This is a genomic window from Plesiomonas sp. (genome assembly GCF_051652165.1).
GTDB lineage: Bacteria > Pseudomonadota > Gammaproteobacteria > Enterobacterales > CAMTGL01 > Plesiomonas.
Genome location: NZ_JBOFTR010000007.1, coordinates 101,347 through 127,933 on the forward strand (window position 1 = coordinate 101,347; position 26,587 = coordinate 127,933).

Annotated in this window: 16 protein-coding genes, 9 tRNA genes and 1 pseudogene; 16 read left to right on the plus strand and 10 right to left on the minus strand. The window is 44.7% G+C overall.

Annotation, left to right across the window (positions count from 1 at the left end):
- Positions 1–2,586 carry a leucine--tRNA ligase gene (gene leuS / locus ACRC53_RS06195; protein WP_438642642.1) on the minus strand — a complete coding sequence of 862 codons (2,586 nt, stop codon included), beginning with the start codon at positions 2,584–2,586 and terminating at the stop codon, positions 1–3.
- 252 nt (positions 2,587–2,838) lie between these two features.
- Between leuS and ACRC53_RS06200 the strand changes: the two genes are divergently transcribed.
- Positions 2,839–3,321 carry a zinc ribbon-containing protein gene (locus ACRC53_RS06200; protein ID WP_438642643.1) on the plus strand — a complete coding sequence of 161 codons (483 nt, stop codon included), beginning with the start codon at positions 2,839–2,841 and terminating at the stop codon, positions 3,319–3,321.
- Positions 3,322–3,477: 156 nt separating this feature from the next.
- Here the strand turns inward: ACRC53_RS06200 and lnt are convergent, their stop codons facing one another.
- The 8 genes and pseudogenes from lnt to nagE all read right to left on the minus strand — a co-directional run.
- Entirely contained in the window at positions 3,478–4,998 is a 1,521-nt protein-coding gene (lnt, locus tag ACRC53_RS06205) for an apolipoprotein N-acyltransferase (protein ID WP_438642644.1), read from the minus strand.
- 6 nt (positions 4,999–5,004) lie between these two features.
- A complete protein-coding gene (gene corC, locus ACRC53_RS06210; protein WP_438642645.1) occupies positions 5,005–5,880 on the minus strand; it encodes a CNNM family magnesium/cobalt transport protein CorC in 876 nt (291 codons plus the stop codon).
- A 17-nt stretch (positions 5,881–5,897) separates the two neighbouring features.
- Complete coding sequence (gene ybeY, locus ACRC53_RS06215; RefSeq protein ID WP_438642646.1) at positions 5,898–6,368, minus strand: rRNA maturation RNase YbeY; 471 nt, start codon at positions 6,366–6,368, stop codon at positions 5,898–5,900.
- Complete coding sequence (locus ACRC53_RS06220) at positions 6,365–7,441, minus strand: PhoH family protein (protein WP_438642718.1); 1,077 nt, start codon at positions 7,439–7,441, stop codon at positions 6,365–6,367. The genes ybeY and ACRC53_RS06220 overlap by 4 nt, the downstream gene beginning before the upstream one ends.
- Before the next feature lie 120 nt (positions 7,442–7,561).
- Positions 7,562–8,986, minus strand: a complete 1,425-nt coding sequence (miaB, locus tag ACRC53_RS06225) for a tRNA (N6-isopentenyl adenosine(37)-C2)-methylthiotransferase MiaB (RefSeq protein WP_438642647.1) — start codon at positions 8,984–8,986, stop codon at positions 7,562–7,564.
- Positions 8,987–9,580: 594 nt separating this feature from the next.
- Complete coding sequence (gene glnS / locus ACRC53_RS06230; RefSeq protein ID WP_438642648.1) at positions 9,581–11,251, minus strand: glutamine--tRNA ligase; 1,671 nt, start codon at positions 11,249–11,251, stop codon at positions 9,581–9,583.
- Between the two features lie 197 nt (positions 11,252–11,448).
- Positions 11,449–14,136, minus strand: a complete 2,688-nt coding sequence (locus ACRC53_RS06235; RefSeq protein ID WP_438642649.1) for a beta-N-acetylhexosaminidase — start codon at positions 14,134–14,136, stop codon at positions 11,449–11,451.
- Between the two features lie 120 nt (positions 14,137–14,256).
- Positions 14,257–15,756: pseudogene (gene nagE, locus ACRC53_RS06240) on the minus strand (N-acetylglucosamine-specific PTS transporter subunit IIBC); the annotation flags it as partial.
- A gap of 361 nt (positions 15,757–16,117) precedes the next feature.
- On the opposite strand from nagE, the gene nagB reads away from it, so the two are divergent.
- The 15 genes from nagB to ACRC53_RS06315 all read left to right on the plus strand — a co-directional run bounded on the left by nagB (position 16,118) and on the right by ACRC53_RS06315 (position 25,033).
- The gene (gene nagB, locus ACRC53_RS06245; RefSeq protein WP_438642650.1) at positions 16,118–16,918 is read left to right on the plus strand and encodes a glucosamine-6-phosphate deaminase; all 801 of its coding nucleotides are present in this window, start codon (positions 16,118–16,120) and stop codon (positions 16,916–16,918) included.
- Positions 16,919–16,949: 31 nt separating this feature from the next.
- Positions 16,950–18,089: an N-acetylglucosamine-6-phosphate deacetylase gene (gene nagA / locus ACRC53_RS06250; protein WP_438642651.1), complete on the plus strand. Its 1,140-nt coding sequence runs from the start codon at positions 16,950–16,952 to the stop codon at positions 18,087–18,089.
- 4 nt (positions 18,090–18,093) lie between these two features.
- Entirely contained in the window at positions 18,094–19,311 is a 1,218-nt protein-coding gene (gene nagC, locus ACRC53_RS06255; RefSeq protein ID WP_438642652.1) for a DNA-binding transcriptional regulator NagC, read from the plus strand.
- 125 nt (positions 19,312–19,436) lie between these two features.
- Positions 19,437–20,186, plus strand: coding sequence for an HAD-IIA family hydrolase (locus ACRC53_RS06260; RefSeq protein WP_438642653.1), 750 nt, complete (start codon positions 19,437–19,439; stop codon positions 20,184–20,186).
- 117 nt (positions 20,187–20,303) lie between these two features.
- Positions 20,304–21,956 carry a cation:proton antiporter domain-containing protein gene (locus ACRC53_RS06265; protein WP_438642654.1) on the plus strand — a complete coding sequence of 551 codons (1,653 nt, stop codon included), beginning with the start codon at positions 20,304–20,306 and terminating at the stop codon, positions 21,954–21,956.
- A gap of 177 nt (positions 21,957–22,133) precedes the next feature.
- Entirely contained in the window at positions 22,134–23,804 is a 1,671-nt protein-coding gene (asnB, locus tag ACRC53_RS06270) for an asparagine synthase B (RefSeq protein ID WP_438642655.1), read from the plus strand.
- 284 nt (positions 23,805–24,088) lie between these two features.
- Positions 24,089–24,165 (plus strand) — tRNA-Met (locus ACRC53_RS06275).
- 7 nt (positions 24,166–24,172) lie between these two features.
- Positions 24,173–24,257 (plus strand) — tRNA-Leu (locus ACRC53_RS06280).
- A gap of 41 nt (positions 24,258–24,298) precedes the next feature.
- A tRNA-Gln gene (locus ACRC53_RS06285) sits at positions 24,299–24,373 on the plus strand.
- Positions 24,374–24,456: 83 nt separating this feature from the next.
- Positions 24,457–24,533: transfer RNA gene (locus ACRC53_RS06290), tRNA-Met, on the plus strand.
- 19 nt (positions 24,534–24,552) lie between these two features.
- A tRNA-Gln gene (locus tag ACRC53_RS06295) sits at positions 24,553–24,627 on the plus strand.
- Between the two features lie 26 nt (positions 24,628–24,653).
- A tRNA-Gln gene (locus ACRC53_RS06300) sits at positions 24,654–24,728 on the plus strand.
- A gap of 30 nt (positions 24,729–24,758) precedes the next feature.
- Positions 24,759–24,835, plus strand: a tRNA-Met gene (locus ACRC53_RS06305).
- Between the two features lie 13 nt (positions 24,836–24,848).
- Positions 24,849–24,933: transfer RNA gene (locus ACRC53_RS06310), tRNA-Leu, on the plus strand.
- A 25-nt stretch (positions 24,934–24,958) separates the two neighbouring features.
- Positions 24,959–25,033 (plus strand) — tRNA-Gln (locus ACRC53_RS06315).
- Positions 25,034–25,246: 213 nt separating this feature from the next.
- Here ACRC53_RS06315 and ubiF read toward each other — a convergent pair.
- On the minus strand, positions 25,247–26,428 hold the full coding sequence (gene ubiF, locus ACRC53_RS06320) for a 3-demethoxyubiquinol 3-hydroxylase (RefSeq protein ID WP_438642719.1): 1,182 nt from the start codon (positions 26,426–26,428) through the stop codon (positions 25,247–25,249).
- Positions 26,429–26,587 lie beyond the last annotated feature (159 nt).

Here is a 26,587-nt window from a genome sequence, read left to right on the forward strand (position 1 = left end):
TTAGCCGACAACCACATTCAGCAGCTTACCGGGAACGTAAATCACCTTACGGATAGTTACTCCTTCAGTATGCTTGGCAATATTGGCATCAGCAAATGCTGCGATTTTTACCTGTTCCTCGGTGGCATCTGCCGCTACAGTTATCTTACCACGCAGCTTACCGTTGACCTGTACAACCACCAGCTTGCTGTCTTCCACCATTGCCGCTTCATCAGCAACTGGCCAAGGTGCAACATCGATATCACCGTCACCACCAAGAGCTTGCCACAAAGCAAAACCGATATGTGGGGTAATTGGGTAAAGCATACGAACTACCGCCATAAGAGCCTCTTGCAACAAGGCACGATCTTGTTCGCTCTCTTGTGGCATGCGGGTCAGCTTGTTCATCAGCTCCATCACAGCAGCGATAGCCGTGTTGAATGTTTGGCGACGGCCAATATCATCACTGACTTTAGCGATGGTTTTGTGCAGATCACGGCGCAGTGATTTCTGATCAGCATTAAGAGCGGCAATATCAAGTGCTGCTACTGAACCTTGTGCAATGTGCTCAAAGGCTAAACGCCAGATACGCTTAAGGAAGCGGTTCGCACCTTCAACGCCTGACTCTTGCCACTCAAGGGTCATCTCTGCTGGAGAGGCAAACATCATGAACAGACGTACCGTATCTGCACCGTATTTCTCTACCATCTCCTGAGGGTCAATGCCGTTATTTTTTGATTTCGACATCTTGCTCATACCTGCATATACCAGCAGGTGGCCATCTTTATCTTCAGCTTTGAGGATAGCACCTTTAGCATCACGCTCGGTGATGATCGCATCGGTTGGCGCAACCCAGATCCGTTCACCGTTATTGCCGGTGTAATAGAACGCATCAGCCAACACCATACCCTGACACAACAGGCGTTTTGCCGGCTCATCAGAGTTGACCAAACCGGCATCACGCAGCAGTTTGTGGAAGAAGCGGAAGTAGAGCAGGTGCATGGTAGCGTGTTCAATACCCCCAATATACTGATCCACTGGTAGCCAGTAGTTCGCCGCATCTGGGTTAAGCATGCCATCGTTATAGTCTGGGCAGGTATAACGAGAGTAGTACCATGATGATTCCATAAAGGTATCAAAGGTATCGGTTTCACGCAGTGCCGGTTGGCCGTTGACCATCACTTTTGCCCACTCAGGGTCGGCTTTGATCGGGCTTTGTACCCCGTCCATCGTGACATCTTCTGGCAGAACCACTGGCAGCATATCTTCCGGCGTTGGAACAACGGTACCGTCTTCCAGTGTTACCATCGGAATTGGCGCACCCCAATAACGCTGACGGGAAACACCCCAATCACGCAGACGGAAGTTTACGCGACGCTCACCTTTACCGATGCTGCTGAGTTTGTCAGCAATGGCGTTAAAGGCGGCATCAAAATCAAGCCCATCAAACTCACCGGAATTAAACAGCAGGCCTTTTTCTGTATAGGCTTGTGCTGAGATATCCGGTGCGTTGCCATCAGCCGGTGCGATAACCGCATCAATCGGCAGGTTGTATTTAGTGGCAAATTCGTAATCACGCTGATCGTGCGCAGGCACCGCCATGACCGCACCCGTGCCGTAGCCCATCAGTACAAAGTTGGCGACCCAAACTGGGACTTTACGACCATTCAGTGGGTGAATAGCGTACAGGCCGGTAGCAACCCCTTTTTTCTCCATGGTTGCTAGTTCAGCTTCGGCAACCTTGGTGTTGCGGCATTCGTTGATAAATGCAGCTAGTTCAGGGTTATTCTCAGCCGCCTTTTGTGCCAGCGGATGCCCTGCCGCGATCCCAACATAGGTAACACCCATGAAGGTATCTGGACGCGTGGTGTATACAGTCAGTGTTTCATCCATTCCGTCCATATCGAACGTAATATCAACACCTTCAGAGCGGCCAATCCAGTTACGCTGCATGGTTTTCACCATATCAGGCCACTCGTTCAAACCGTCAAGATCGGTAAGCAGTTGATCGGCATAATCGGTGATTTTGATAAACCACTGCGGGATCTCTTTTTGTTCAACGTGAGTATCACAACGCCAGCAGCAGCCTTCGATAACTTGTTCGTTCGCCAGTACGGTCTGGTCATTCGGGCACCAGTTTACAGAGGAGGTTTTTTTGTAAACCAGACCCTTTTCGTACAGCTTGGTGAAGAACCACTGTTCCCAGCGGTAGTATTCTGGCTTGCAGGTCGCCATTTCGCGCTTCCAGTCATAGCCAAAGCCCAGCATTTTTAGCTGGTTTTTCATGTACTCAATATTGTCGTAAGTCCACGGTGCAGGCGCAGTTTTATTTTTAATCGCCGCATTTTCAGCAGGCAGGCCGAACGCATCCCAACCAATAGGTTGCAGTACGTTTTTACCTTGCATACGCTGATAACGTGAAATCACATCACCAATGGTGTAGTTACGAACGTGCCCCATATGCAGTCGGCCAGAAGGGTACGGGAACATAGACAAGCAATAGAATTTCTCTTTGCTAGCATCTTCAGTAACTTGAAATGTTTTATTGGTTTCCCAATGTTGCTGAACCTTGCTTTCAAGGTCTTCCGGGCGATATTGCTCTTGCATGCTGAATATCCAGAATTCTGTGGGGTGAATTAAGTATCAAGATCAGGAATAGCCATAGAATAACGTATAGAAGCAAGATGCAACAATAGTAACCACGGTTTCGATGCAGAGTTTCGTCATTTGCGGGTGAGGTAATAGACTATTTACCAGAATTACAGCAATAATGATTTACATCACCCATAAAGCAATTGTTGTGATTACAGGCTAAAACTGGGGTGAAAACCGTTAACGTGACTGATTTAAGGGGGATATATGAGTCAGTGGACTAAGTACTATCGCGCTTTTATTGATCGTTTTACGCAAGATTTACAAGCCGGTGAGCATGAGCTGAATAAAGCGGTTGAAACTACCGAGAGCTACCTGAATGCCACCAGTGATTTAACGCGCGATGAGCTGGCCTTGATTAATGCCTATATTGAGCGGGATTTAGCTGAGTTTGCGCAGTCTTATGCCGAGAGCAAAGAGGCAGTTAAAGAAGGGGTCTTTTTCCTGAGTTTAAAAGAGAGTATCTGGCAGGGATTAGCCGATATTACGGATAAAACCCAGTTAGAGTGGCACGAGGTGATTGATGATGTTACCCACCACGGGGTATACCAAAGTGGTGAGTTGGTGGGGCTTGGTAATATCGTGTGTGAACACTGTCATCATCGCATCGTGTTTAATCACCCTGATATTTTACCGGCCTGCCCAAAATGCGGTGAGACAGCATTTAGCCGCCAGCCATTCCAGCCTTAATCTGTTGAGTTTTGTTGCTCGGTTTTGTGATCAGCTAAATACCTATTAAATGTCAGAGAAATATCAGGTAAAAACGTGTTATTAGGAGCAAAACCGTACCGGCAGAATAACATTTTGCTGCCGGTACGATAACGGTATAACTCTGCTTTCAACGGTTTATTTGTTGCGCAGGCGTACTGCAATGATCAGGCTAAGTGCTGCTGCAATCCACAACGGCCAGTTACCAAAACGAACATACGGTGTGTCTCCGCGTGTTGGTACGACGGTTGCACTGAGTACGGCTGTTTTAAACTGTGGGATCTGTTGCTGTATTTCACCGTTAGCATCAATCACAGCAGTGACACCATTATTGGTTGCACGCAATAGCGGGCGACCCAGTTCGAGTGCGCGCATTCTGGCCATTTGGAAATGTTGCCACGGCCCAATAGAGTGGCCAAACCATGCATCATTGGATACGGTCAATAAGAAATCAGTATCTCGGTTAGCCAAGAAATTGGCTCGCATTCTATCGCCCAAAATAATCTCATAGCAGATTGCTGTTTCAAGATGATAGTCGCCGGCTCGCAAATCAGGTTGTAAATATTCACCTCGGCTAAAAGAGGACATCGGCAGATTAAACAGCGGAGCAATTTCACGCAACAGTGACTCAAACGGCACATACTCACCAAACAAAACCAGATGGTTTTTGTTATAGCGATTTTGGGTTGGGTATTGATAAGTTTCCTGCGGATCACCCAGCGTAATCACAGTATTGTAGAACGCTTTGGTATCAGGGCGCTGATCGACCACACCAGTAATCAAAATCGCTTTATTGCTGCGGGTGATGCCATCGAGCATGCTCAGCAGTTGATTCTCTTCACTTTCAATTGAAGGAATGGCCGCTTCTGGCCAGATAACCAAATCACCACGTTGTAGATAAGGGCGTGAGGCATCCAGATAAGTCTGCATGGTAGGAACGCGATAAGCGGGTTCCCATTTTAACTCTTGATCGATATTGCCTTGAATCAGTGCAACATCACGCTTGCGTGCTGGCTCTGGTGTTACCCATGAATGATTGGCAATTGGCCAGAGGCTTAGAGGCAACAGTATGGCAATCACGGCAGGTAACCATTGGCGGCGGGCCAGTGTTAGTGCAAACAGGCCGCTGATCAGCATCAGTACAAAAGTGATACCTTGTACACCGGTAATTGGGCCTAAGCCTTTGAGCGGGCCATCAATTTGGGTATAGCCAAATTGTAACCACGGAAAACCAGTAAATAGCCAGCCACGTAAAAACTCGGTGAATGTCCACAATACCGGTGCAGCAAAGACGAACCGTGCTGCATTGGTGTTAGGGAAAAACCGTGCTAATAGTGCGCCAAACAGCGCAGAATACAGTGAGAGATAAGCACAGAGTAGGGCGACTAATAACCAACCAACAACCAGTGGTAATCCACCAAATTGTTGAATACTGACGTTGATCCAGTGTAATCCGCTAAACATAAGGCCAAATGCCCAAGCAAAACTGATGATAGCTGCTTGTTTAGGGGAGCGATTAACGGTTAACAGTAAAAGCCCTGTGAGGGAAATCAAAGCACAAGGCCATAAATCAAACGGGGAATAAGCCAGAGTACCTAGCGCGCCGAAAAAAGCCGCCAGCGGCAGCGCAACGCGCCAGCGGGTTAAAAGTGGTATCATTAGTACTTAATCAGCCAAATTAGGAAGTGGAGCATCATCCGGGATAGTGACCCGAACTTGAATAATGCGACGGCTATCAGCCATGGTGACTTTAAACTGGTAGTTATCAATGGTGACATGCTCTCCACGTGCAGGTAAGTGCCCAAAGCTTTGCATGATTAATCCACCAATGGTATCAACTTCCTCATCACTAAAATGTGTGTTGAAAGCACTGTTAAAATCATCAATCGGGGCTAACGCACTTACTGCAAAGGTGTGGCGACTGAGTTGGCGAATATCACGATCATCCTCTTCGTCGTACTCATCTTCAATATCGCCGACAATCTCTTCGAGAATATCTTCAATGGTGACAAGGCCAGATACACCGCCAAATTCATCGATCACAATGGCCATATGGTAACGCTGCGAGCGGAAGTCTTTCAGCATGCGGTCAACGCGCTTACTCTCTGGAACAACGACAGCAGGGCGTATTACACTGTCCATTTCGAATTGTGCGGCATCACTGCGCATAAACGGCAGCAGATCTTTTGCCATGAGCAGGCCTTCGATATGATCTTTATCTTCGCTGATCACCGGAAAACGGGAGTGCGCAGATTGAATGATCACATCGATACACTCATCAAGGGTCTGATTTTTTTTCAGGGTCACAATTTGAGAACGCGGGATCATGATATCCCGAACCCGAAGTTCGGAGATTTCCATGACACCCTCGATCATTTCGCGGGTCTCCTGATCAATCAGATCATTTTGTTCGGAATCACGGATCACATCGAACAAGTCGCTGCGGTTCTTTGGTTCTCCGTGGAAGAGCTGCGTTAACAGCTGACTGAAAAATCCCTTTTTACTGGGGCCATCAGTGTGTTGCGAATGGTCGTCGCTCATGTGCTCTAATTAGTTAGTTAATCCAGGTCTTTTTCGGCTGCATACGGATCGGGGTATCCCATCTCCTGCATGATTTCCGTTTCTAAAGACTCCATTTCTTCGGCTTCATTATCTTCAATATGATCATAACCCAGCAGATGTAAACTGCCATGCACAACCATATGAGCCCAATGTGCCAGACGATCTTTTTCTTGCTCGGCAGCTTCTGTTTCAACCACTTGGCAGCAGATGATTAAATCACCAAGCAGCGGAAGTTCAATACCGGGTGGTGCTTCAAACGGGAAAGATAACACATTGGTTGGTTTATCTTTACCACGGTAGGTGAAATTTAAATGACGGCTCTCATCTTCATCAACAATCCGAATGGTCACTTCGGCTTCCGGTTGAAAAGCAAGCACAGTGCCATCAAGCCAGCGTTGAAAATCGGTACTGGTTGGCAAGCCCTCTTCATTGGCGCTGGCAATTTGTAAATCCAATTCAACCGTCATTGTGCTGTATTCTCATCAGGCGTTGTTGTATTGACTCTGCTTTCTGGCAGATGTTCCGTTTTTTCGTTCGGCTCACGGGAATCTTGTGCAGCCTGATTGTCGTGGTTGTCACGATAGCGGCGTTCACGTTCTGCTTTTTGCTGCTGCTGACTGGCATCCCACGCATCGTAAGCCATCACGACACGCGCAACAACAGGATGGCGCACGATATCGCCGGCTACCAAGAAATTGAAGCTGATATCATCAACATTTTTCAGCACATCAATCGCATGGCGCAAGCCTGAGGTTTGGTGGCGCGGTAAGTCAACTTGTGTGATATCACCGGTAATCACCGCTTTTGAGTTAAAGCCAATCCGAGTCAGGAACATTTTCATCTGTTCTGTGGTGGTGTTTTGGCTCTCATCCAAAATAATAAACGCATCATTTAACGTTCTGCCGCGCATGTATGCCAGTGGCGCAATTTCTATCACATTGCGTTCAATCAGTTTTTCTACCCGTTCAAAGCCGAGCATTTCGAACAGCGCATCATACAGCGGACGCAGATACGGGTCGACTTTCTGGCTCAGATCGCCGGGTAAAAAGCCAAGCTTTTCACCTGCTTCAACGGCTGGGCGGGTCAGCATAATCCGGCGGATCTCTTGACGCTCTAAAGCATCAACGGCTGCGGCAACGGCCAAATAGGTTTTACCTGTACCGGCTGGGCCGATACCAAAGGTAATATCATGACGCAAAATATTGGCAATGTAGTTTGCCTGATTGGGGGTGCGCGGTTTAATCAGACCACGTTTGGTTTTGATGATCACCTCTTTGCCGTGCGCGGGGATCTCGGCCGCCATTTGTTCGAGTACCCGGCTTTCTGTTACGGCAAGATGGATATGATCAGGGCTGATATCGTTAACAATGCCGCGTACGGGCGCAGTTTCAACATATAAATCAGTCAAAATCTGGCAAGTTGCACTGATACACGTCTGTTTTCCTGAAACCTGAAAGTGGTTATCACGGCGGATAATTTCCACACCAAGACGGTGTTCAAGTTGTTTCAGGTTATCATCAAACGGGCCGCACAAGCTCATTAAACGCTTATTATCAGCCGGTTCAAGCGAGATTTCTTGAGAATGGACCTTGTTCAAATTTTACCCCTATCCCTTAAACAACTGCCCGCAAATGGCGGGCAGTAAAACAGCATAAGAAGATTAAGGCATGTAGGTACTAACACCTAAATCATCTTCTTTACGTGTACGAGCAATAACACTTTCCGGTGATTGTGCTACACGCAGATTCATCTGCTCTTCTGTATGTAATAGTTTACCGCGCAATGAGTTCGGATTGACATCAGTGATTTCAACATCCACGAATTTTCCGATCAGATCCGGTGTACCTTCAAAGTTAACCACTCGGTTATTTTCAGTACGGCCAGACAGCTCCATCACACTTTTACGTGATAAACCTTCAACCAAAATACGTTGCGTTGTGCCGAGCATCTGGCGGCTATACTGCATTGCTTGCTGGTTTATACGCTCTTGCAGAATATACAAACGCTGTTTTTTCTCCTCTTCCGGCACATCATCTGGCATATCAGCGGCCGGCGTGCCTGGGCGAGCAGAGAAAACAAAACTGTAGCTCATATCGAACCCGATTTCGGCAATAAGCTTCATGGTTTGCTCAAAGTCAGCCTCGGTTTCACCTGGGAAGCCCACAATAAAGTCTGAGCTGATCAGAATATCAGGGCGTGCTTTACGGATTTTACGAATCAATGACTTATATTCAATAGCCGTGTGTGCACGTTTCATCATCGTCAGTACACGGTCAGAACCGCTCTGTACTGGCAGATGTAAAAAGCTCACTAGCTCTGGCGTATCTTCATACACGGCTACGATATCATCAGTAAACTCAATCGGGTGGCTGGTGGTAAACCGCAGACGGTCAATACCGTCAATAGAGGCAACCAAGCGCAGCAGTTCAGCAAAACTGTACTCTTGGCCGTCATGGTTTACTGCGCGGTAAGCGTTAACATTCTGACCCAGCAGGTTAATTTCGCGAACACCTTGCGCAGCAAGCTGGGCAATTTCAAGAATGATATCATCAGCCGGTCGGCTAACTTCTTCACCACGGGTGTAAGGCACTACGCAGTAAGTACAATATTTATTGCAGCCTTCCATGATAGAAACAAAGGCGGTTGGGCCTTCGGCACGCGGCTCTGGCAGGCGGTCGAATTTCTCAATTTCAGGGAAGCTGACATCGACAATTGGGCTACGGTTGCCAGATAACTTGGTCAGCATTTCTGGCAAGCGGTGCAGGGTTTGCGGGCCAAAAATCATGTCGACATAGGGCGCACGCTCACGAATATGAGCCCCTTCTTGTGAAGCCACACAGCCGCCAACCCCAATAATCAGATCTGGCTTTTTCTCTTTGAGTGCGCGCCAGCGTCCCAGTTGGTGGAACACTTTCTCCTGCGCCTTCTCACGGATTGAGCAGGTGTTAAGCAGCAGAACATCTGCTTCTGCCGCGTCATCCGTTAGCTGGTAACCGTGGGTTGAATCCAGCAGATCAGCCATCTTTGATGAGTCATACTCATTCATCTGACAGCCCCAGGTTTTGATGTGAAGTTTCTTCGTCATCGAGTCTCAGTGTCCAAAACAGGTAGGAACGCCAGCCTGCGCGAGCGCGGCTGCATATAAACACTCTATTCTACTGATTCCGTATCGTGGTGACCAGTTACATCATCAGCGTATTTGCGTTGATATTGAGGGTGCTCATCATCCAAAAATAGGGTTTTAGTGTTTTTTATCAATATGTTGATAAAGAAAATGTAGCCTATTTTTTCTGGAATGAAGTTTGGAATGCAGTAAAAAAAGCGTACTGTTTTGAGGATGCACAGCAGTGTTATTGGGAAGGCGATAAAATCACTTATTATTAATAGGGATATGAGCCGCTTTATTTGTGTGTATTAGTAGATATTTATCTTTGTGTCAGCCTTTCTTACATGTAATGCCTGTACGTAATACCCGTACTTTATGTCTGTATTTAATCTCGGTATTTTTTACATAAGTCTTTGCGGGTTCAGGATAAATAAAAGGATAAAAAAACAGGGCCGACACTCTGACCCTGTTTTTACTGGCTTGTGGCTTGGTTATCACCCGTTCTTTGTGTTACCAGCCACATGATGGTTGGCTAAAAACTGATGACTTACCAGCCAACGTGCGCGTTTATTTTTACGCGTTGTCCTGCTTTGCCCAGGTATCACGTAAGCTAACGGTGCGGTTAAAGACCAAACGCTCAGGCGATGAGTCTTTGTTATCTGCACAGAAGTAGCCTTCACGCTCGAACTGGAAAGCGTGCTCAACCGGTGCATTAACCAGACTTGGCTCAACAATACCCTGACGAATAATTAGGTTGTCTGGGTTAATGGTCGAGAGGAAATCCTCTGCCGCTGCTGGATTGGCAATGCTGAACAGGCGGTCATACAAGCGGATCTCTGCCGGAACACCTTTATCGGCAGATACCCAGTGGATAACGCCTTTTACTTTACGGCCGTCAGCCGGATCTTTACCTAATGTCTGGGCATCGTAAGTACAGAAGATGGTAGTGATGTTATCAGCATCATCTTTCTCTACACGCTCTGCTTTGATCACGTAGGCATTACGCAGACGGACTTCTTTACCCAATACTAAGCGCTTGAACTGCTTATTGGCCGCTTCGCGGAAATCCGCGCGATCAATAAATACTTCGCGGGTAAACGGTAATTCGCGGGTACCCATTTCAGGCTTGTTCGGGTGTGCCGGTGCAGTCAGGTTTTCCAGATGACCTTCAGGCAGATTTTCAATAACCACACGTACGGGATCGATCACGGCCATGGCTCGTGGCGCATTTTCGTTCAGATCTTCGCGGATACAGGCTTCAAGTGCCGACATCTCTACCATGTTGTCTTGTTTGGTTACACCGATACGGCGGCAAAACTCACGGATAGATTCAGAGGTATAACCGCGGCGGCGCAAACCTGAAACGGTTGGCATACGCGGGTCATCCCAGCCATTAACGATATTTTCAGTAACCAGCTGATTGAGTTTACGCTTTGACATAATCGCATACTCAAGATTCAGACGTGAAAATTCGTACTGACGTGGGTGGCACGAAATGGTGATGTTATCGAGTACCCAGTCGTACAGACGGCGGTTATCCTGAAACTCCAACGTACAGATAGAGTGGGTAATGCCTTCAAGCGCATCGGAAATGCAGTGGGTGAAGTCGTACATCGGGTAGATGCACCACTTGCTGCCGGTTTGATGATGATCGGCAAATTTAATGCGATAAATCACTGGATCACGCATAACGATAAACGGTGATGCCATATCAATTTTTGCGCGTAGGCAGGCTGAACCTTCGGCAAATTCACCGTTTTTCATTTTGGCGAATAGCGCAAGGTTCTCTTCTACACTGCGATCACGGTACGGGCTGTTCTTGCCAGCTTCAGTCAAAGAGCCACGGTATTCGCGGATTTGATCTGCAGTCAGCTCATCAACATACGCCAGCCCTTTTTCAATGAGCTCAATTGCATAGCCGTGCAGTTGGTCAAAATAGTCAGAGGAGTAGCAGATATCGCCAGTCCACTGGAAGCCCAGCCACTGCACATCACGCTGAATAGACTCAACAAATTCAATGTCTTCTTTGGTCGGATTGGTATCATCAAAGCGCAGATTACACTGGCCTTGATAATCTTGTGCAATCCCAAAGTTCAGGCAGATAGATTTTGCGTGACCGATATGCAAATACCCGTTTGGTTCAGGCGGAAAACGGGTATGTACCGATGTATGTTTACCAGTCGCCAGATCTTCATCGATGATCTGACGAATGAAGTTAGTCGGGCGGGCTTCTGCCTCACTCATTTTATTTACCCTCACTCGCGGTGATGCAACAACATAACCCAATATCATCCACAATACCGCCCCTGCAAACAACCGTTGCAATCATAATCTGTGTAAAAAGATAAAAAAAACCCGCCAAACGGCGGGTTAGTTGCTGTGGAAAGGGAAAATAGTCTATTTTTCTATTCATCTTCCGACATAAGAGAGCAGCAAGATGCTTATTTGCTGCTGGTTGTCTCGATGCGGCTGGTGCGTTTTCCGTCAGTGCTGACGCTACGAACTTGAACATCACCACTTACGGCCGGTTTTGCTTTTGCATCATAACGCTGCCATGTTGTGCCGTTGTCAGTTGAGAACTCAACAGCAACACCCGGCAGTGCGGTGTTGGTTTCTAGAACACCGTTGACAATGACCGCACCCGGTACTGGCAGACGGTAGTGAATACCTGCGCTATCGAGTTTTGCCAGCTCACGTTGGCCGACGATATTGGCAAAGCGTGTCCAATCTTTATTCAAGGCACGTTTGTTCACAAACTGCGTTTCACCGCCTTTAAACTCACGTCCGGCAACATAATCGAGTTCCCAATCAGCCTGATGCCATGCACGCTCAGCCAGCGGCAGAAGGCGAGGGTAGATCATGTACTCCATGTTCTCGTCGGTACGGATGCTTTCGCTCCAGAACTGACCCTGAACACCGGTAGCGCCGCCCCATTTCTTATCGCTTTTTGCGGTAAAGGCATTGCCATCACGGTCAACCGATGTTTCCGCATTTTGCGGTAGATTGTTTGGTGCGAAGGCAAAGATTTTGCGCTCATCACTAAAACGGGTTGCCCAGTAGTAACCGCTCTCTTTCGGGTTAACTTCATACGGCATATCGAAATAGACATAATCTGGGTTCGATACAATAAACTCGTATCCTTTATTTACCCAATCATTTGCTGAGTCAAAACCACCCCAGTACAGGGTATCCCAGAAGTTGACACCGGTTTTCTTAGTGGCAAAGGCTTTCGCGCTTTCGGCATCTTTCAAACCATCTTGCCATGCCATCATCTTGCCGATGCCATGCTTATTAACTATCTTGCTGACTTCCAGCGCAAACTGGCTTGGTAAATGTTCAAAATCAGAGACTTTGCCATCAGCAATCATCTTCTGACAAACCGGTGATTTTGCCCACGGCTTATCTTCTTTGCTTTGGTCAATCGTGCCACGCCAGTCAACTTTATCGGCGGCATTAATATCTTGGAAACCGCCCCCTAAGTGGATGTTTTTCGCTTCATCACCACCAAAATGCCATGTTTGCAGTGGCTGACCGGCGGCTTGATGCATTGCTGCAACTTCACCAATCACTTTATCCACAAAGTTTTGTGAAGAGTCTAAGCACGGGTTGAGGTAGCTAGTACGGTCATAGAACTGAACTGACACTGTTTTTGAGGTGTCTTGCGGATCAAGCAGGCGATACTGATTCGCTTCGGCTTCTTTTCCTTCCGCCATCAGTTTTTTATAGCGAGCTTCCATTGAGACTACCGCAGCACGGGCGTGTGCAGGCATATCCAGTTCAGGGATCACTTCGATATTACGTGCCTGTGCGTACTTAATGATATCGATATAATCTTGCTTGCTATAGTGGCCACTGCCCAAATTGTTGCTGTCAGGGCCAGAGCCTAATTGTGGCAGCAAGCACTGTGTTTCGCTCAAATCATGACAACGTTTACCACCGATATCAGTCAGCTCAGGCAGGCCTGGGATCTCTAAACGCCAGCCTTCATCATCACTCAAATGGAAGTGGAATTTATTTAGCTTATACGCTGCCATTTGATCTAGCAGGCGTAAAATGGCCTCTTTGGTATGGAAGTTACGGCCAACATCAGCGTGCATACCACGGTGTTCAAAACGCGGGACATCTTTTACCGCAACGGTAGCAATTTTTTTATCACCTGACATTGGAATCAGTGAGATCATCGATTGCAAACCATAGAATGCGCCTGCAGGATCAATACCGATAATGGTTGCACCTTTTGGTGTGATATCGAGTGTATATGCTCCAGCCTTTTGCCATTTTCCTTTAAATGCGTCTTTGTTGATACTGACATTAATGGGAAAAGCGTGTTGTGTGCCTTGGTTTTCTACTTTAACACCTAGTTGGGTAAAACGTGCCGCAACTGCGTCAATTGTTGCTTTTGGCAAAGCAAGGGTATCAAGCGTAATGCCATTAGAAAGATCAACATCAGCTTTACCTACGGTCACTTGTACCGGTGTTGGCAGAATTTGTCCGCGCAGCTGTTGTGCTGGCAATATTGCAGTATCTTGGTTTTTTGCAAAGCGGGTTTGTGTGTTCATCAAAATGTTATTGTCTGCACCGATACGCTTCCAGTTATCACCAGTAATAGGCGCAGAGTAATCAGCTACATTTTCTGAATCAGTATTGCTAATTACTTTTGGTGTTGCATCACCTGATGTAACATACCAACGTGGCATGAAGTCAGTTTCAAACAACTGCCAGTATTCACCAATAATAGGTACTTCAACCACTTCACCGGCTTGGAAACCATCAAACTTATCAGTAGGCTCTAGTTTATGCAGGTCACCAGTAACTTGAGTAATTTTGAACTGCTCATTTTGGACATCTAAAATCATTCGAATGCTGTGGAAATAAATAACCCAATCTTTTGAGTTAATTTCAGCACCGTTATTGGTCAAAGTAATAGACGCTTTATTACATGCTGCCCACTCAGCACCCAATGCACTACAATCAACACCATTTTCTGCACCATGGTTATCGAGCACTTGATATTTGACATTAAGTTGCGAGCCCATTTGGTTCACTAACTGTTGATTATTAGCTGAATTTGATGCGCATCCAGTTAATGCAAATAGGGTCGCCGCAGCAATAGCAGATAGTTTTAACACGATAAAAACTCCTCAAATTAACGCAAAGTTATCCCAAAAGCCTGAAAAAAGGGTAAGCAGGCTGTAAAACCCAGCCCGTAAGGGCTGGGAATGTGAAAAGATAAGTGTGGAGAGGTATTACGCTTTGGCGGTAGGAATACTGACGTGAGTCAAGTCTTCTGTTGCAGGAATACGTTTCATTTCAGTTGCAATAATTTCAGCTTGTGGGCCAAGAATTACCTGTAAGTTCGTTTCACCAAGCTTTACAACACCTTTAGCACCTAACGCTTTTAATACACGCTCATCAGCAAGACTACGATCTTTCATTGTTAGGCGCAGACGAGTAATACAAGCATCAACAGTTACCAAGTTTGCGTGGCCACCTAATGCTTTTAGGTACTTTTTCGCTAACTCATGGTTATCACTTGATACAACCTCAACCAGTGAATCCTCTTCGTCATCTTCACGGCCTGGTGTTTTCAGGTTGAATTTAACGATAGCGAAACGGAACACAAAGTAGTAAATCGCTGAGAATGCAAAGCCTTGCAGGATTAGCATATACCACTGTGTTGCTAACGGATTACGTGAAGAGAGCACCATATCGACCAAGCCTGCACTGAAACCGAAACCAGCAATCCAATGCATAGAGGCAGCGATAAAGACAGACACACCTGTTAAGAATGCATGGATAACATACAGTACAGGTGCAACGAACATGAAGGAGAACTCTAGCGGCTCAGTAACACCGGTAAAGAACGCAGCAAATGCCGCAGCCAACATAATAGAAGCAACTTTATCGCGGTTCTCAACTTTTGCAGTGTGGTAGATAGCAAGTGCAGCACCTGGCAAACCAAACATCATAATTGGGAAGAAGCCCGCTTGGTACATACCCGTGACACCTACAACAGCTTTACCTGCTTCAATAGATGCTTGGCCACCCAAGAAATTAGGAATATCGTTGATACCTGCCACATCGAACCAGAACACAGAGTTCAGCGCGTGGTGCAGACCTACAGGGATTAGCAGACGGTTGAAGAATGCATAGATACCGGCACCTACAGGGCCCATACCTTGAATGCCTTCACCGAAGTTTACCAGACCGTTATAAATCACTGGCCAAACGTACATCAGCACAAAGGCAACAGCGATCATCAGGAATGAGGTTAAAATAGGGACTAAACGGCGGCCACTGAAGAAGGCTAATGCTTTGTGCAGCTCAACAGTGCTATAACGGTTATACAACTCAGCAGAGATGATACCAACCAAAATACCGATGAATTGGTTGTTAATTTTACCAAATGCGGCAGGTACTTGATCCATCGGAATACCTTGGATCTGAGAAACTGCTGCAGGAGAGAGCAGAGTGGTTAACACCAAATAACCGACAAAGCCGGTCAGTGCAGCAGAACCATCTTTATCTTTAGACATACCGTAAGCAACACCGACTGCGAACAGTACTGACATGTTGTCGATAATTGCCGAACCTGATTTGATGAAGAATGCTGCCAATGCACTATTGCCACCCCATGCAACAGGGTCAATCCAGTAACCCACTCCCATTAAAATGGCAGCGGCTGGCAATGTGGCAACAGGTACCATCAATGCGCGGCCTACTTTTTGAAAGTATCCTAAAATATTCACGTTGGTATCCCCTATTTCGGTTTCCAAACCAATAATATCTGTCGTCCAGATGTGTTGTTTTTTGTTAGCGATTCGATATGTAAACATGCATTTCAGTGTGTTTACTGTTGAATGCCACTTTCGACATCGCTTTTTATACCAATCTTCTACTAATGTATGACCGAGTGTAATAGTTTTATTTTGCCTCGCAAATTAAAACCCCTTTGTTTGTGATCATAGTCACCGAGGATGAGTGGTAAGTAGGCAATTTGCTAGCGAGATCATAAAACTTATTTTATCATTCAAAACATGCTCCAATTTGCGATAAGCTCACACAATAAATACGATTTTACTCAGTTTTAATCCGTTAAAGAGGTATATAATGCGTTTGATTCCGCTTGCAACAGCTAAAGATGTTGGCCTTTGGTCTGCCCGTTACATTGCTGATCGCATTAATGCGTTTAAGCCGACGACCGAACGCCCATTTGTGTTAGGGCTACCTACCGGTGGAACACCATTGGCAACCTACAAACGTCTGATTGAGCTGTATCAAGCAGGTGAAGTGAGCTTTACCAATGTTGTTACCTTTAACATGGATGAATATGTAGGCTTACCGAGCCATCACCCGGAGAGCTATCACACATTCATGCACAGTAACTTTTTTAATCACATTGATATTAAACCAGAAAATATTAATTTACTCGATGGTAATGCTATTGATGTTGATGCTGAATGCCGCCGTTATGAAGATAAGATCAAATCTTACGGTAAAATTAACCTGTTTATGGGCGGTGTAGGCAATGATGGCCATATTGCATTTAATGAGCCGGCATCCTCTCTTTCTTCACGTACGCGCATTAAAACACTGACTGAAGACACCCGTATTGCCAACTCCCGTTTCTTTAATGGCGATATGACTCAAGTACCAAAGTATTCACTTACTGTCGGGGTTGGTACACTGCTTGATTCAGAAGAGATTATGATTTTGGTCACCGGTCATGGTAAAGCACAGGCTTTACACGCCGCGGTAGAAGGTAGCGTAAACCATCTATGGACTATTTCAGCTCTACAATTGCATCCAAAATCAATGATGGTGTGTGATGAACCATCAACAATGGAGCTGAAAGTAAAAACGGTAAAATATTTCCGTGAGCTTGAAGCTGTGAATATCAAGCACTTGTAAGAGCTAAAAATTCAACAAAGGTTATAAGCGCATGAAATACGCACTCATTAATTGCCGGATCTATACCGGCTACCATATTTTAGATAACCATGCAGCTGTCATTAATAACGGCATGATTGAAACTGTGTGCCCGATTGCTGAGTTGCCAGCAGGTATTGAAACTCACGATCTTGAAGGTGCAAACCTCAGCCCTGGGTTTATTGATCTACAACTGAACGGTTGTGGCGGCGTGATGCTCAATGATGATGTCTCTGAACAAACTATTGATATTATGCATCGTGCCAATCTCAAATCTGGCTGTACCAGCTTTTTGCCAACACTTATTACGACCAGTGATGAAGAGATGAAGCAGTCTATTCAGGTGATGTGCAGCTATCTTGCCCAGCATCAGAATCAGGCATTGGGTTTGCATTTAGAAGGCCCATATTTGAATATCGCAAAAAAAGGTATTCACAGTACTGATTTTATCCGTCAGGCCGATGCGCAAATGGTGCAGTTTATTTGTGATAACGCAGATACCGTGACCAAGGTGACATTAGCCCCTGAACTAGCACCGAAAACACTGATCAGCCAGTTGAATAATGCCGGTATTGTTGTTTCCGGTGGACACACCAATGCAACCTACGCAGAAGCGCGTGCAGGTTTTGATGCTGGTGTATCATTTACCACCCACCTGTTTAATGCCATGACCTCAATCACTGGCCGTGAGCCAGGTATGGTTGGCGCAATTTTAGATACGCCAGATGTCTATACCGGTATTATTGCTGATGGATTCCATGTTTCATGGTCAAATATCCGTTTAGCACACAAAATGAAAGGTGAAAAACTGGTTTTAGTCACTGATGCCACTGCACCAGCAGGAGCAAACATTGATCACTTTATTTTTGTGGGTAAAAAAGTATATTACCGTGATGGGAAGTGTATCGATGAAAATGGCACGCTAGGCGGGTCAGCACTGACTATGATTGAAGCTGTACAAAACTGTGTACAACACATCGGCATCGCACTTGATGAAGCACTGCGAATGGCTACGCTGTATCCGGCTCGGGCAATTCACGTTGAAGATCGTTTAGGTCAAATCAGCGCCGGAAAAGTGGCTAACCTTACCGTGTTTGATCGTGACTTTACAGTCAAGGCGACTATCGTCAACGGACACCTAGAACGGCACTAATTTTATGAGCACTGGCGGACAAATTGGCAATATAGATCTGGTTAAACAACTCAATAGCGCAGCGGTTTATCGTCTGATCGACCAACAAGGGCCGATTTCGCGTATTCAGGTTGCCGATCATAGCCAACTTGCTCCTGCCAGTGTGACAAAAATTACCCGTCAGTTACTTGAACGTGGCTTGATCAAAGAAGTTGAGCAGCAGGCCTCAACAGGTGGTCGCCGTGCCATTTCTATTGTCACTGAAAATCGGCCTTTTCACTCTGTTGCTGTTCGCCTTGGACGTACTGATGCAACAATTGCATTATATGATTTGAGTGGTAGAACCTTAGTAGAAGAGCGTGCAGTATTACCTCAAGAGAGCCAAATACAGTTACAAACGGATCTCTTTACGTTAATACAGGGCTTTATTAATACGCACCAGCGTAAAGTTCGCCAGCTTATTGCGGTTTCTGTTACGTTACCAGGCTTAGTTGATCCTGAAACGGGTGTGGTTGAATACATGCCACATGTCAGTATTACACATTGGCCATTAGCAGATGCCTTAACTCAGCATTTTGGCGTTAGCTGTTTTGTAGGAAATGATGTACGTAGTTTAGCCTTAGCCGAGCACTATTTTGGTGCAGGCCGAGATTGTGAGGACTCTATTCTCATTCGTCTACATCGTGGTACAGGCGCAGGTATTATTGTTCATGGGCAAATTTTTCTTGGTTATAATCGCAATGTTGGTGAAATAGGGCATATTCAAATAGATCCATTAGGAGCACAGTGCCATTGTGGTAATTTTGGCTGTTTAGAAACGGTTGCTGCTAACAGTGCAATAGAGCAACGAGCACATCAATTATTATCGGCAGGATATCCAAGTAAATATCTTTCACTTGATGACACCCGTATTAATACTATTTGCCATGCAGCAAATAAAGGTGATTTACTCAGTGTTGAGCTAATAGAGCAAGTCGGGCGTAAATTAGGACAAGCAATAGCAATTACGGTCAATTTATTTAATCCACAAAAAATTATTATTGCAGGTGAAATTACCGAAGCACAAAAAGTATTATTTCCCGCAATCTTGAGTTGTATTCAAACACAATCACTTAAAGCATTTCGGCAAAAATTAGTGATCGTTGCTTCTGAGCTCTATGATAAACCAACAATTGGTGCATTTGCGCTGATTAAGCGTTCGATGCTTAACGGTATATTATTGCAGCGTTTACTTGACCAATAACTGATAAAGAGAAAATACTATTTATATATCACGTAAATAGAGTTCTTTCTCTATCGAGAGGCTCCGTGCATGGTACAATATAAGGCTACGTAATCACGCAGTCTTATAGCTGTGACGGAGATGGCATGAAAAAAAGTGTGATCTGTGATATTGATGGTGTATTACTGCACGACAACACCGCAGTGCCCGGTGCAAAAGAGTTTTTAGCCCGTTTGATAGAGCACCAAACCCCATTGGTTATTTTAACTAATTACCCCGTTCAAACTGCACAGGATCTGGCTAATCGTTTTCATTCGGCTGATTTACATGTACCCGAAAGTGCTTTTTATACCGCAGGTATGGCCACAGCCGATTTTCTCAAGCGTCAAGAAGGGAAAAAAGCCTTTGTGATAGGTGAAGGGGCGTTGATCCACGAACTGTACAAAGCTGGATTTACCATTACTGATATCAACCCAGATTTTGTCATTGTAGGTGAAACGCGCTCTTATAATTGGGATATGATCCATAAAGCGGCATATTTTGTGGCTAACGGAGCGCGCTTTATTGCTACCAATCCTGATACTCATGGGCCTAGCTATTCACCTGCGTGTGGTGCATTGTGTGCACCGATTGAAAAAATCACAGGCCGGAAACCCTTTTTTGTTGGTAAACCTAGCCCGTGGATTATTCGTGCCGCATTAAATAAAATCCAAGCCCACTCAGAAAATACACTGATTATTGGTGATAATTTGCGCACAGATATTTTAGCAGGATTTCAAGCTGGATTAGAGACTGTATTAGTCCTCTCTGGCGTATCAAAACGCGCGGATATTGAAACGATGCCATTTCGACCTAATCATATTTTTGATTCTGTTGCTGAAATTAATATCGTCTAAATAGGATGTTTTACAGTATTAATGTTATTAGCAATAAAATATTGCCATAACATTTTGTACGAGTTTTCACAGATTATTATGGATAGGTCAGCATAGCTGACCTTTTGTAAGGATACAATGACAGACACTCACTCCCTATTAGTTCTTATTGGTGTAGCATTTATTGCGGGTTTTACCGTACAACGATTAGGATTACCTCCGTTAGTAGGATTTTTATTAGCTGGATTTGGCCTGCACTCATTCGGTTTTCAATCAATGGCCCTGCTTACTGATATTGCCGATATTGGTGTCATGTTGTTATTGTTTACGATTGGATTGAAATTAGATATTTGTCAATTATTACGTCGAGAGGTGCTTGCTGGAGCTACAGGTTATACCGCACTTTCTACGGTGACTGTTGCCTTATTCCTCGTATTACTTAAAATTGGCGGATTAGCACTGGTACAACATGTAAATGCTGGCCATGGAATATTACTGGGATTTGCACTGAGTTTTTCCTCTACTGTACTTGCTGTAAAAAACATGCAAGAAAAAGGGGAATTAAACAGTACATATGGGCGTTTAGCGTTAGCTATTTTGGTGATCCAAGACCTGTTTGCTGTCATTTTTTTAACGGTGTCAACAGGGAAAGCACCTGAAATATGGGCAATAGCACTGTTACTACTTCCTTTCTGCCGCCCACTGATGTTTCGTATTCTTGATAAATTAGGTCATGATGAACTCCTTGTGTTAGGGGGCGTATTCTTTGCACTTATCGTCGGTGCTGGGTTATTCAGTTTGTGTGGATTAAAACCCGATCTCGGGGCATTGATATTAGGAATGCTCTTAGCAAGACATACACGTGCTTCAGAGCTATCAAAATCACTGTTTAATTTAAAAGAACTTTTCCTCATCTGTTTTTTTCTTAATATTGGCCTAGAAGAGAGCCCTACATGGGAAGGATTGGGAATGGCGCTGTTGTTAGTGCTGTTTTTACCATTGAAAGCCGGATTATATTATGTCATTGCTCGGTTATTTCGTTTTCGCATCAGAACTAGCTTACAATTAGCTATTACGCTTTGTAATTACAGTGAATTTAGCCTAATTGTAGGGGGGATTGCAGTAAAACAAGGGTTAATTAGCAGTCACTGGTTAGTTGTATTAGCTTTAAGTACGGCGATATCTTTTCTGATAGCAGCACCCATAAATCGACAAACTGATCGTATTTACGCCTATTTGCGTGCAAAAGCAAAACCGGATGAAAATCAGCAACTTCACCCAGATGATCGTTTGATTGATCCTGCTCAAGCAAAAGTACTTATTTTAGGGATGGGCAGAATCGGTACTGGGGCATACGATGAATTACGTGAACGCTACGGTGATATTTTACTCGGCGTTGAATCGAATCCTGATACCGTATTGAAACACCGGAATATCGGTAAAAACGTTATTCAAGGGGATGCTACTGATCCAGATTTTTGGGAGCGAATCCGACCTCACAGTAACGTTCGCTTAATTTTATTGGCTATGCCACACTGGCAAGGAAATCACTTTGCACTCGCCCATTTGCAAGGGCAGCACTTTAGTGGTCGGATCGCAGCTATTGCTGAATATCAAGATGAGATGAGTACATTAATGGCATCAGGTGTTGATGCTGCATTCAATATTTATCATGAAGCCGGTAGCGGTTTTGCCCGCCATGTCATCTCACACCTAAATACTGATCAACTGCTTAATCGTTTTGATGATGATATAACAAAAATACCTGCAGTACGTTTGCATAACATGTAAATCTTTGCAGATATCAGCTCAGTACTCTCTTTTACTGGGCTTTTTTTTCGTAAAATGCTTGCAAAAAATTCATGCATTGGCACATTGAATATATAAATATTTAGCAGGAAAATAACATCAATAATCTTGGTATTATTCTTTGGCTGACCAACACCATTACGAGCAAGGAAAGAGCGTATGTGTTCCATTTTTGGTATTTTAGATCTTAAATCAGACCCTGTAGAGTTGCGCAAAAAAGCCCTTGAACTCTCAAAATTACAACGTCATCGTGGCCCTGATTGGTCTGGTATATATGCTACGGATAATGCCATTTTAGTGCATGAACGTTTAGCTATTGTCGATGTAAATAATGGTGCACAACCTCTATTTAATGCAGACAAAAGTCATATTTTGGCAGTGAATGGTGAAATTTATAATCATAAAGATTTACGTGATGCTTTGCCTAATTATACGTTTCAAACAGAATCCGATTGCGAAGTGATTCTGGCACTGTATCAGGAAAAAGGCATTGAGTTTCTTGATGATCTCTATGGCATGTTTGCTTTTGTTTTGTACGATGAAAAGCAAGATGCCTACCTGATTGGCCGTGACCATATGGGTATTATTCCGCTGTATATGGGCTATGACGAGTTCGGCAATCTCTATGTTGCCTCAGAAATGAAAGCACTTGTACCTGTTTGTCGAACCATTAAAGAGTTTCCAGCAGGGTCATTTTTGTGGAGTAAAGACGGTCAAATCCGTCAGTATTACCAGCGTGATTGGATGGAGTATGACAACGTCAAAGAGAACCATACTGATAAAGCGGAATTAAAAGAGGCCTTTGAAGAAGCAGTAAAAAGCCATTTAATGTCAGATGTTCCGTATGGCGTACTGCTGTCAGGTGGATTAGATTCATCAGTGGTCTCTGCAATCACCAAAAAATTTGCCGCCCGCCGTATTGAAGATAATGAGCAGAGCGAAGCATGGTGGCCTCAGTTGCACTCGTTTGCTGTAGGGTTAAAAGGTTCACCTGATTTGGTTGCAGCGCGTGAAGTGGCCAATCATTTAGGCACGGTCCACCATGAAATTCACTTTACGGTACAAGAGGGGCTCGATGCTATTCGTGATGTGATCTATCACATTGAAACGTATGATGTCACCACGATTAGAGCGTCTACTCCCATGTATTTGATGGCCCGAAAAATTAAAGCAATGGGCATTAAAATGGTACTGTCAGGTGAAGGTTCAGATGAAGTCTTTGGCGGATACCTTTATTTCCATAAAGCACCGAATGCCAAAGAGCTGCATGAGGAAACGGTACGGAAACTGGCTGCACTACACATGTTTGACTGTGCTCGAGCTAATAAAGCGATGGCTGCGTGGGGTGTGGAAGCACGCGTGCCTTTCCTTGATAAGCGTTTTCTTGATGTTGCAATGCGTATTAACCCACAAGATAAAATGTGCGGTAACGGTAAAATTGAAAAACATATTATTCGTGAATGTTTTGAAAGTGATTTACCTAGTAGTATTGCATGGCGGCAAAAAGAGCAATTCTCTGATGGTGTAGGATATAGCTGGATTGATTCGCTAAAAGCACAGGCCGAAGCGCAGATAACAGAGCAACAAATGGAAACTGCACATTTTCGTTTTCCTCACAACACACCAACAACGAAAGAAGCGTATACTTACCGAGTCATTTTTGAAGAGCTGTTCCCACAGCCGAGTGCTGCTGAGTGTGTTCCAGGAGGCCCTTCAGTTGCGTGTTCATCAGCAAAAGCTATTGAGTGGGATGCGGCATTTAAAAATATGGCCGATCCTTCTGGACGTGCAGTTTCTGGTATTCATGTTGATGCTTATATAGCTAAATGATTGTTATCATAAATTTGTTTATTACATAAGTGTAATATTAACAGCACTGAGACATACAAAATGTACAGTGCTGTGGTTTACGTTTAGATTAGAATCGTTTTGTTAAAACAACCAAATAACCGATTAATTTTTAACCTGTTATTGTCTTTTTTGCAGCAAACTGGTTGCAAGACAAGCAAACAGTCTAAAATTGGAAAGTTGCTTATAAAAAAGGGTTGACGGTTTTCGTTAGGATACGCATAATGCGCCCCGCAACGCCGATAAGGTGATGTGAAATTTGAGATGGCTATGTAGCTCAGCTGGTTAGAGCACAGCACTCATAATGCTGGGGTCACAGGTTCGAATCCCGTCATAGCCACCATAAATTCGCGGAAGTGGCGAAATTGGTATACGCACCAGATTTAGGTTCTGGCGCCGCAAGGTGTGTGGGTTCAAGTCCCACCTTCCGCACCATATCGCTTTAAAGGTTGTTGAGTAACACGGTTTTAGATAATTGGGGTGTCGCCAAGCGGTAAGGCAGTGGGTTTTGATCTCACCATACCCAGGTTCGAATCCTGGCACCCCAGCCATATTTCCTGATGAAATATCTGTTAAAAGGCATTTAGTCAGTAAAAAGGTTAATCTGAGACAATAGAATTTGCGAAAATTGAATGGCTATGTAGCTCAGCTGGTTAGAGCACAGCACTCATAATGCTGGGGTCACAGGTTCGAATCCCGTCATAGCCACCATGAACGAAAATTCACCATTTGGGGTGTCGCCAAGCGGTAAGGCAGTGGGTTTTGATCTCACCATACCCAGGTTCGAATCCTGGCACCCCAGCCAAATTATACAAATATTGAATGCCCAGATGGGGTGTCGCCAAGCGGTAAGGCAGTGGGTTTTGATCTCACCATACCCAGGTTCGAATCCTGGCACCCCAGCCATTCAATAATAGCGTTAAAGAAATATGTGTAGGCTATGTAGCTCAGCTGGTTAGAGCACAGCACTCATAATGCTGGGGTCACAGGTTCGAATCCCGTCATAGCCACCATTGTTTAGATTTTGCGGAAGTGGCGAAATTGGTATACGCACCAGATTTAGGTTCTGGCGCCGCAAGGTGTGTGGGTTCAAGTCCCACCTTCCGCACCATTAATTTAAGTAAGTATTACAGCATTGGGGTGTCGCCAAGCGGTAAGGCAGTGGGTTTTGATCTCACCATGCCTAGGTTCGAATCCTAGCACCCCAGCCATTTTACGATTGATTATCTTCAAAGATAAGATTGATTTTATTTAAGTTTATGGCAAAGTTACCATTGAAAATTTATGGTATTAAATTAAGTTTTAACAAAAAGCTCACTTATTTATAAGTGGGCTTTTTGTTGTTTGTTGTTTGATGATGGAATAGGGTTAATTACTAAGGGAATACTGTGTAATCAACACATTGTCTGTGCTGCTTATTTATACTATAAGCCTAATGCATATTTCAGTGCTTGTTGTTTTAATGGGCCCGATTTATTTGCAACTAATAAACTTAGATTTCTGAAGAGTTGTACAGGCTTTAATTCATTACTGAATAAAGTGTAGAAAAAATCCATTCCTGACTGCATTAACAGGTTATCGGGCTTGCGACGCCGTTCATAGCGTTGTAATACCTGTAAACTGGCAATATCTTCTTGGTGCGTTAATGCTTTGTTAAGTACATTGAGTAGCACTTGAACATCTTTAAAACCTAAGTTTACACCTTGCCCTGCAAGCGGGTTAATGGTGTGCGCTGCATCGCCGATAATAGCTAATCCAGGAAGCACGTAGCGTTGGGCATGCTGCCTGACTAATGGAAAATGTCCGCAGGCGATCACTTCACACTCACCAAGACGAGAGGGAAAAGCTTGCTTAATTTGGGTATGTAACTGTTGTGGGCTGAGTTTGGCCAGTTGTTGTATTTTGCTTGGGCTGTCATACCATACCAGTGAACCATAATTTCCATGCAGCGGTAAAAATGCACGCGGGCCAGTAGGGTAGAATTTTTGCCAAGTAATATCTTGCTGAGGCTGTACAGTTTTTATATTGATAAGTAAACATGATTGCCGATATTGCCAACCAGTTAGGCCAATATGTGCTTGCTGCCTAACCTGCGAATGTGCACCATCAGCACCAATTAATAGGCGAGGCAGGAGTGTTTGCTGGTTATTTAATGTGATACTCCAACCTGTCGGTGTTGAGCGCATCTGTTGAATATGCTGCGGGCAAAGTACAGTAATATTAGGCTCACTTTCTAGAGCTTGCCACAGTGCAAGTTGAATCAAACGATTTTCAACAATATGTCCAAGCTCTGCAATATTCAGTTCATTTGCTGAAAAGTGAGTACTTGCACCTTCCCATTCCCAAGTTTCAAGATGGCGATAGGGACAGGTGCGCATCGCCAGAATGGTTGACCATACATTAAGCTTTTCAAGCAAGTGAATGGAGGCCAAGCTAATTGCTGAAACACGCAAATCAGGTAATGCGTTAGCATTCCATGGTTGTGGCTTAGTTTGTTCAATCAGCGTAACGTGCAAGCCTAAACGCGCTGCGCCAAGCGCAAGTGCTGCTCCGATCATTCCAGCACCGACCACAAGCAAATCAGGTTGTGCGAAGTCAGGTTGTATTGTTGATAGGAGGGGGAGAGTATGAGCGAGAGTAGAACTGTGCACTATGGTGAGTACCTTGATGATTAAGTGGTTATTATTAATAAATAATTATTGTTAAATCGTCAGATGAGTTTACCGTGTTTTTATCTTCTTTGCTGTGTGTTGCAAATCAGCACG

Excerpts from the sequence above, each read along its gene's own strand:
- nagC (WP_438642652.1), top strand. The coding sequence starts at position 18,094 with ATGAGCACTGGCGGACAAATTGGCAATATAGATCTGGTTAAACAACTC.
- leuS (WP_438642642.1), bottom strand. The coding sequence starts at position 2,586 with ATGCAAGAGCAATATCGCCCGGAAGACCTTGAAAGCAAGGTTCAGCAA.
- miaB (WP_438642647.1), bottom strand. The coding sequence starts at position 8,986 with ATGACGAAGAAACTTCACATCAAAACCTGGGGCTGTCAGATGAATGAG.
- lnt (WP_438642644.1), bottom strand. The coding sequence starts at position 4,998 with ATGATACCACTTTTAACCCGCTGGCGCGTTGCGCTGCCGCTGGCGGCT.
- ybeY (WP_438642646.1), bottom strand. The coding sequence starts at position 6,368 with ATGACGGTTGAATTGGATTTACAAATTGCCAGCGCCAATGAAGAGGGC.
- glnS (WP_438642648.1), bottom strand. The coding sequence starts at position 11,251 with ATGAGTGAGGCAGAAGCCCGCCCGACTAACTTCATTCGTCAGATCATC.
- ACRC53_RS06260 (WP_438642653.1), top strand. The coding sequence starts at position 19,437 with ATGAAAAAAAGTGTGATCTGTGATATTGATGGTGTATTACTGCACGAC.
- asnB (WP_438642655.1), top strand. The coding sequence starts at position 22,134 with ATGTGTTCCATTTTTGGTATTTTAGATCTTAAATCAGACCCTGTAGAG.
- ACRC53_RS06265 (WP_438642654.1), top strand. The coding sequence starts at position 20,304 with ATGACAGACACTCACTCCCTATTAGTTCTTATTGGTGTAGCATTTATT.
- corC (WP_438642645.1), bottom strand. The coding sequence starts at position 5,880 with ATGAGCGACGACCATTCGCAACACACTGATGGCCCCAGTAAAAAGGGA.
- nagA (WP_438642651.1), top strand. The coding sequence starts at position 16,950 with ATGAAATACGCACTCATTAATTGCCGGATCTATACCGGCTACCATATT.
- ACRC53_RS06200 (WP_438642643.1), top strand. The coding sequence starts at position 2,839 with ATGAGTCAGTGGACTAAGTACTATCGCGCTTTTATTGATCGTTTTACG.
- nagB (WP_438642650.1), top strand. The coding sequence starts at position 16,118 with ATGCGTTTGATTCCGCTTGCAACAGCTAAAGATGTTGGCCTTTGGTCT.
- ACRC53_RS06220 (WP_438642718.1), bottom strand. The coding sequence starts at position 7,441 with ATGAGCTTGTGCGGCCCGTTTGATGATAACCTGAAACAACTTGAACAC.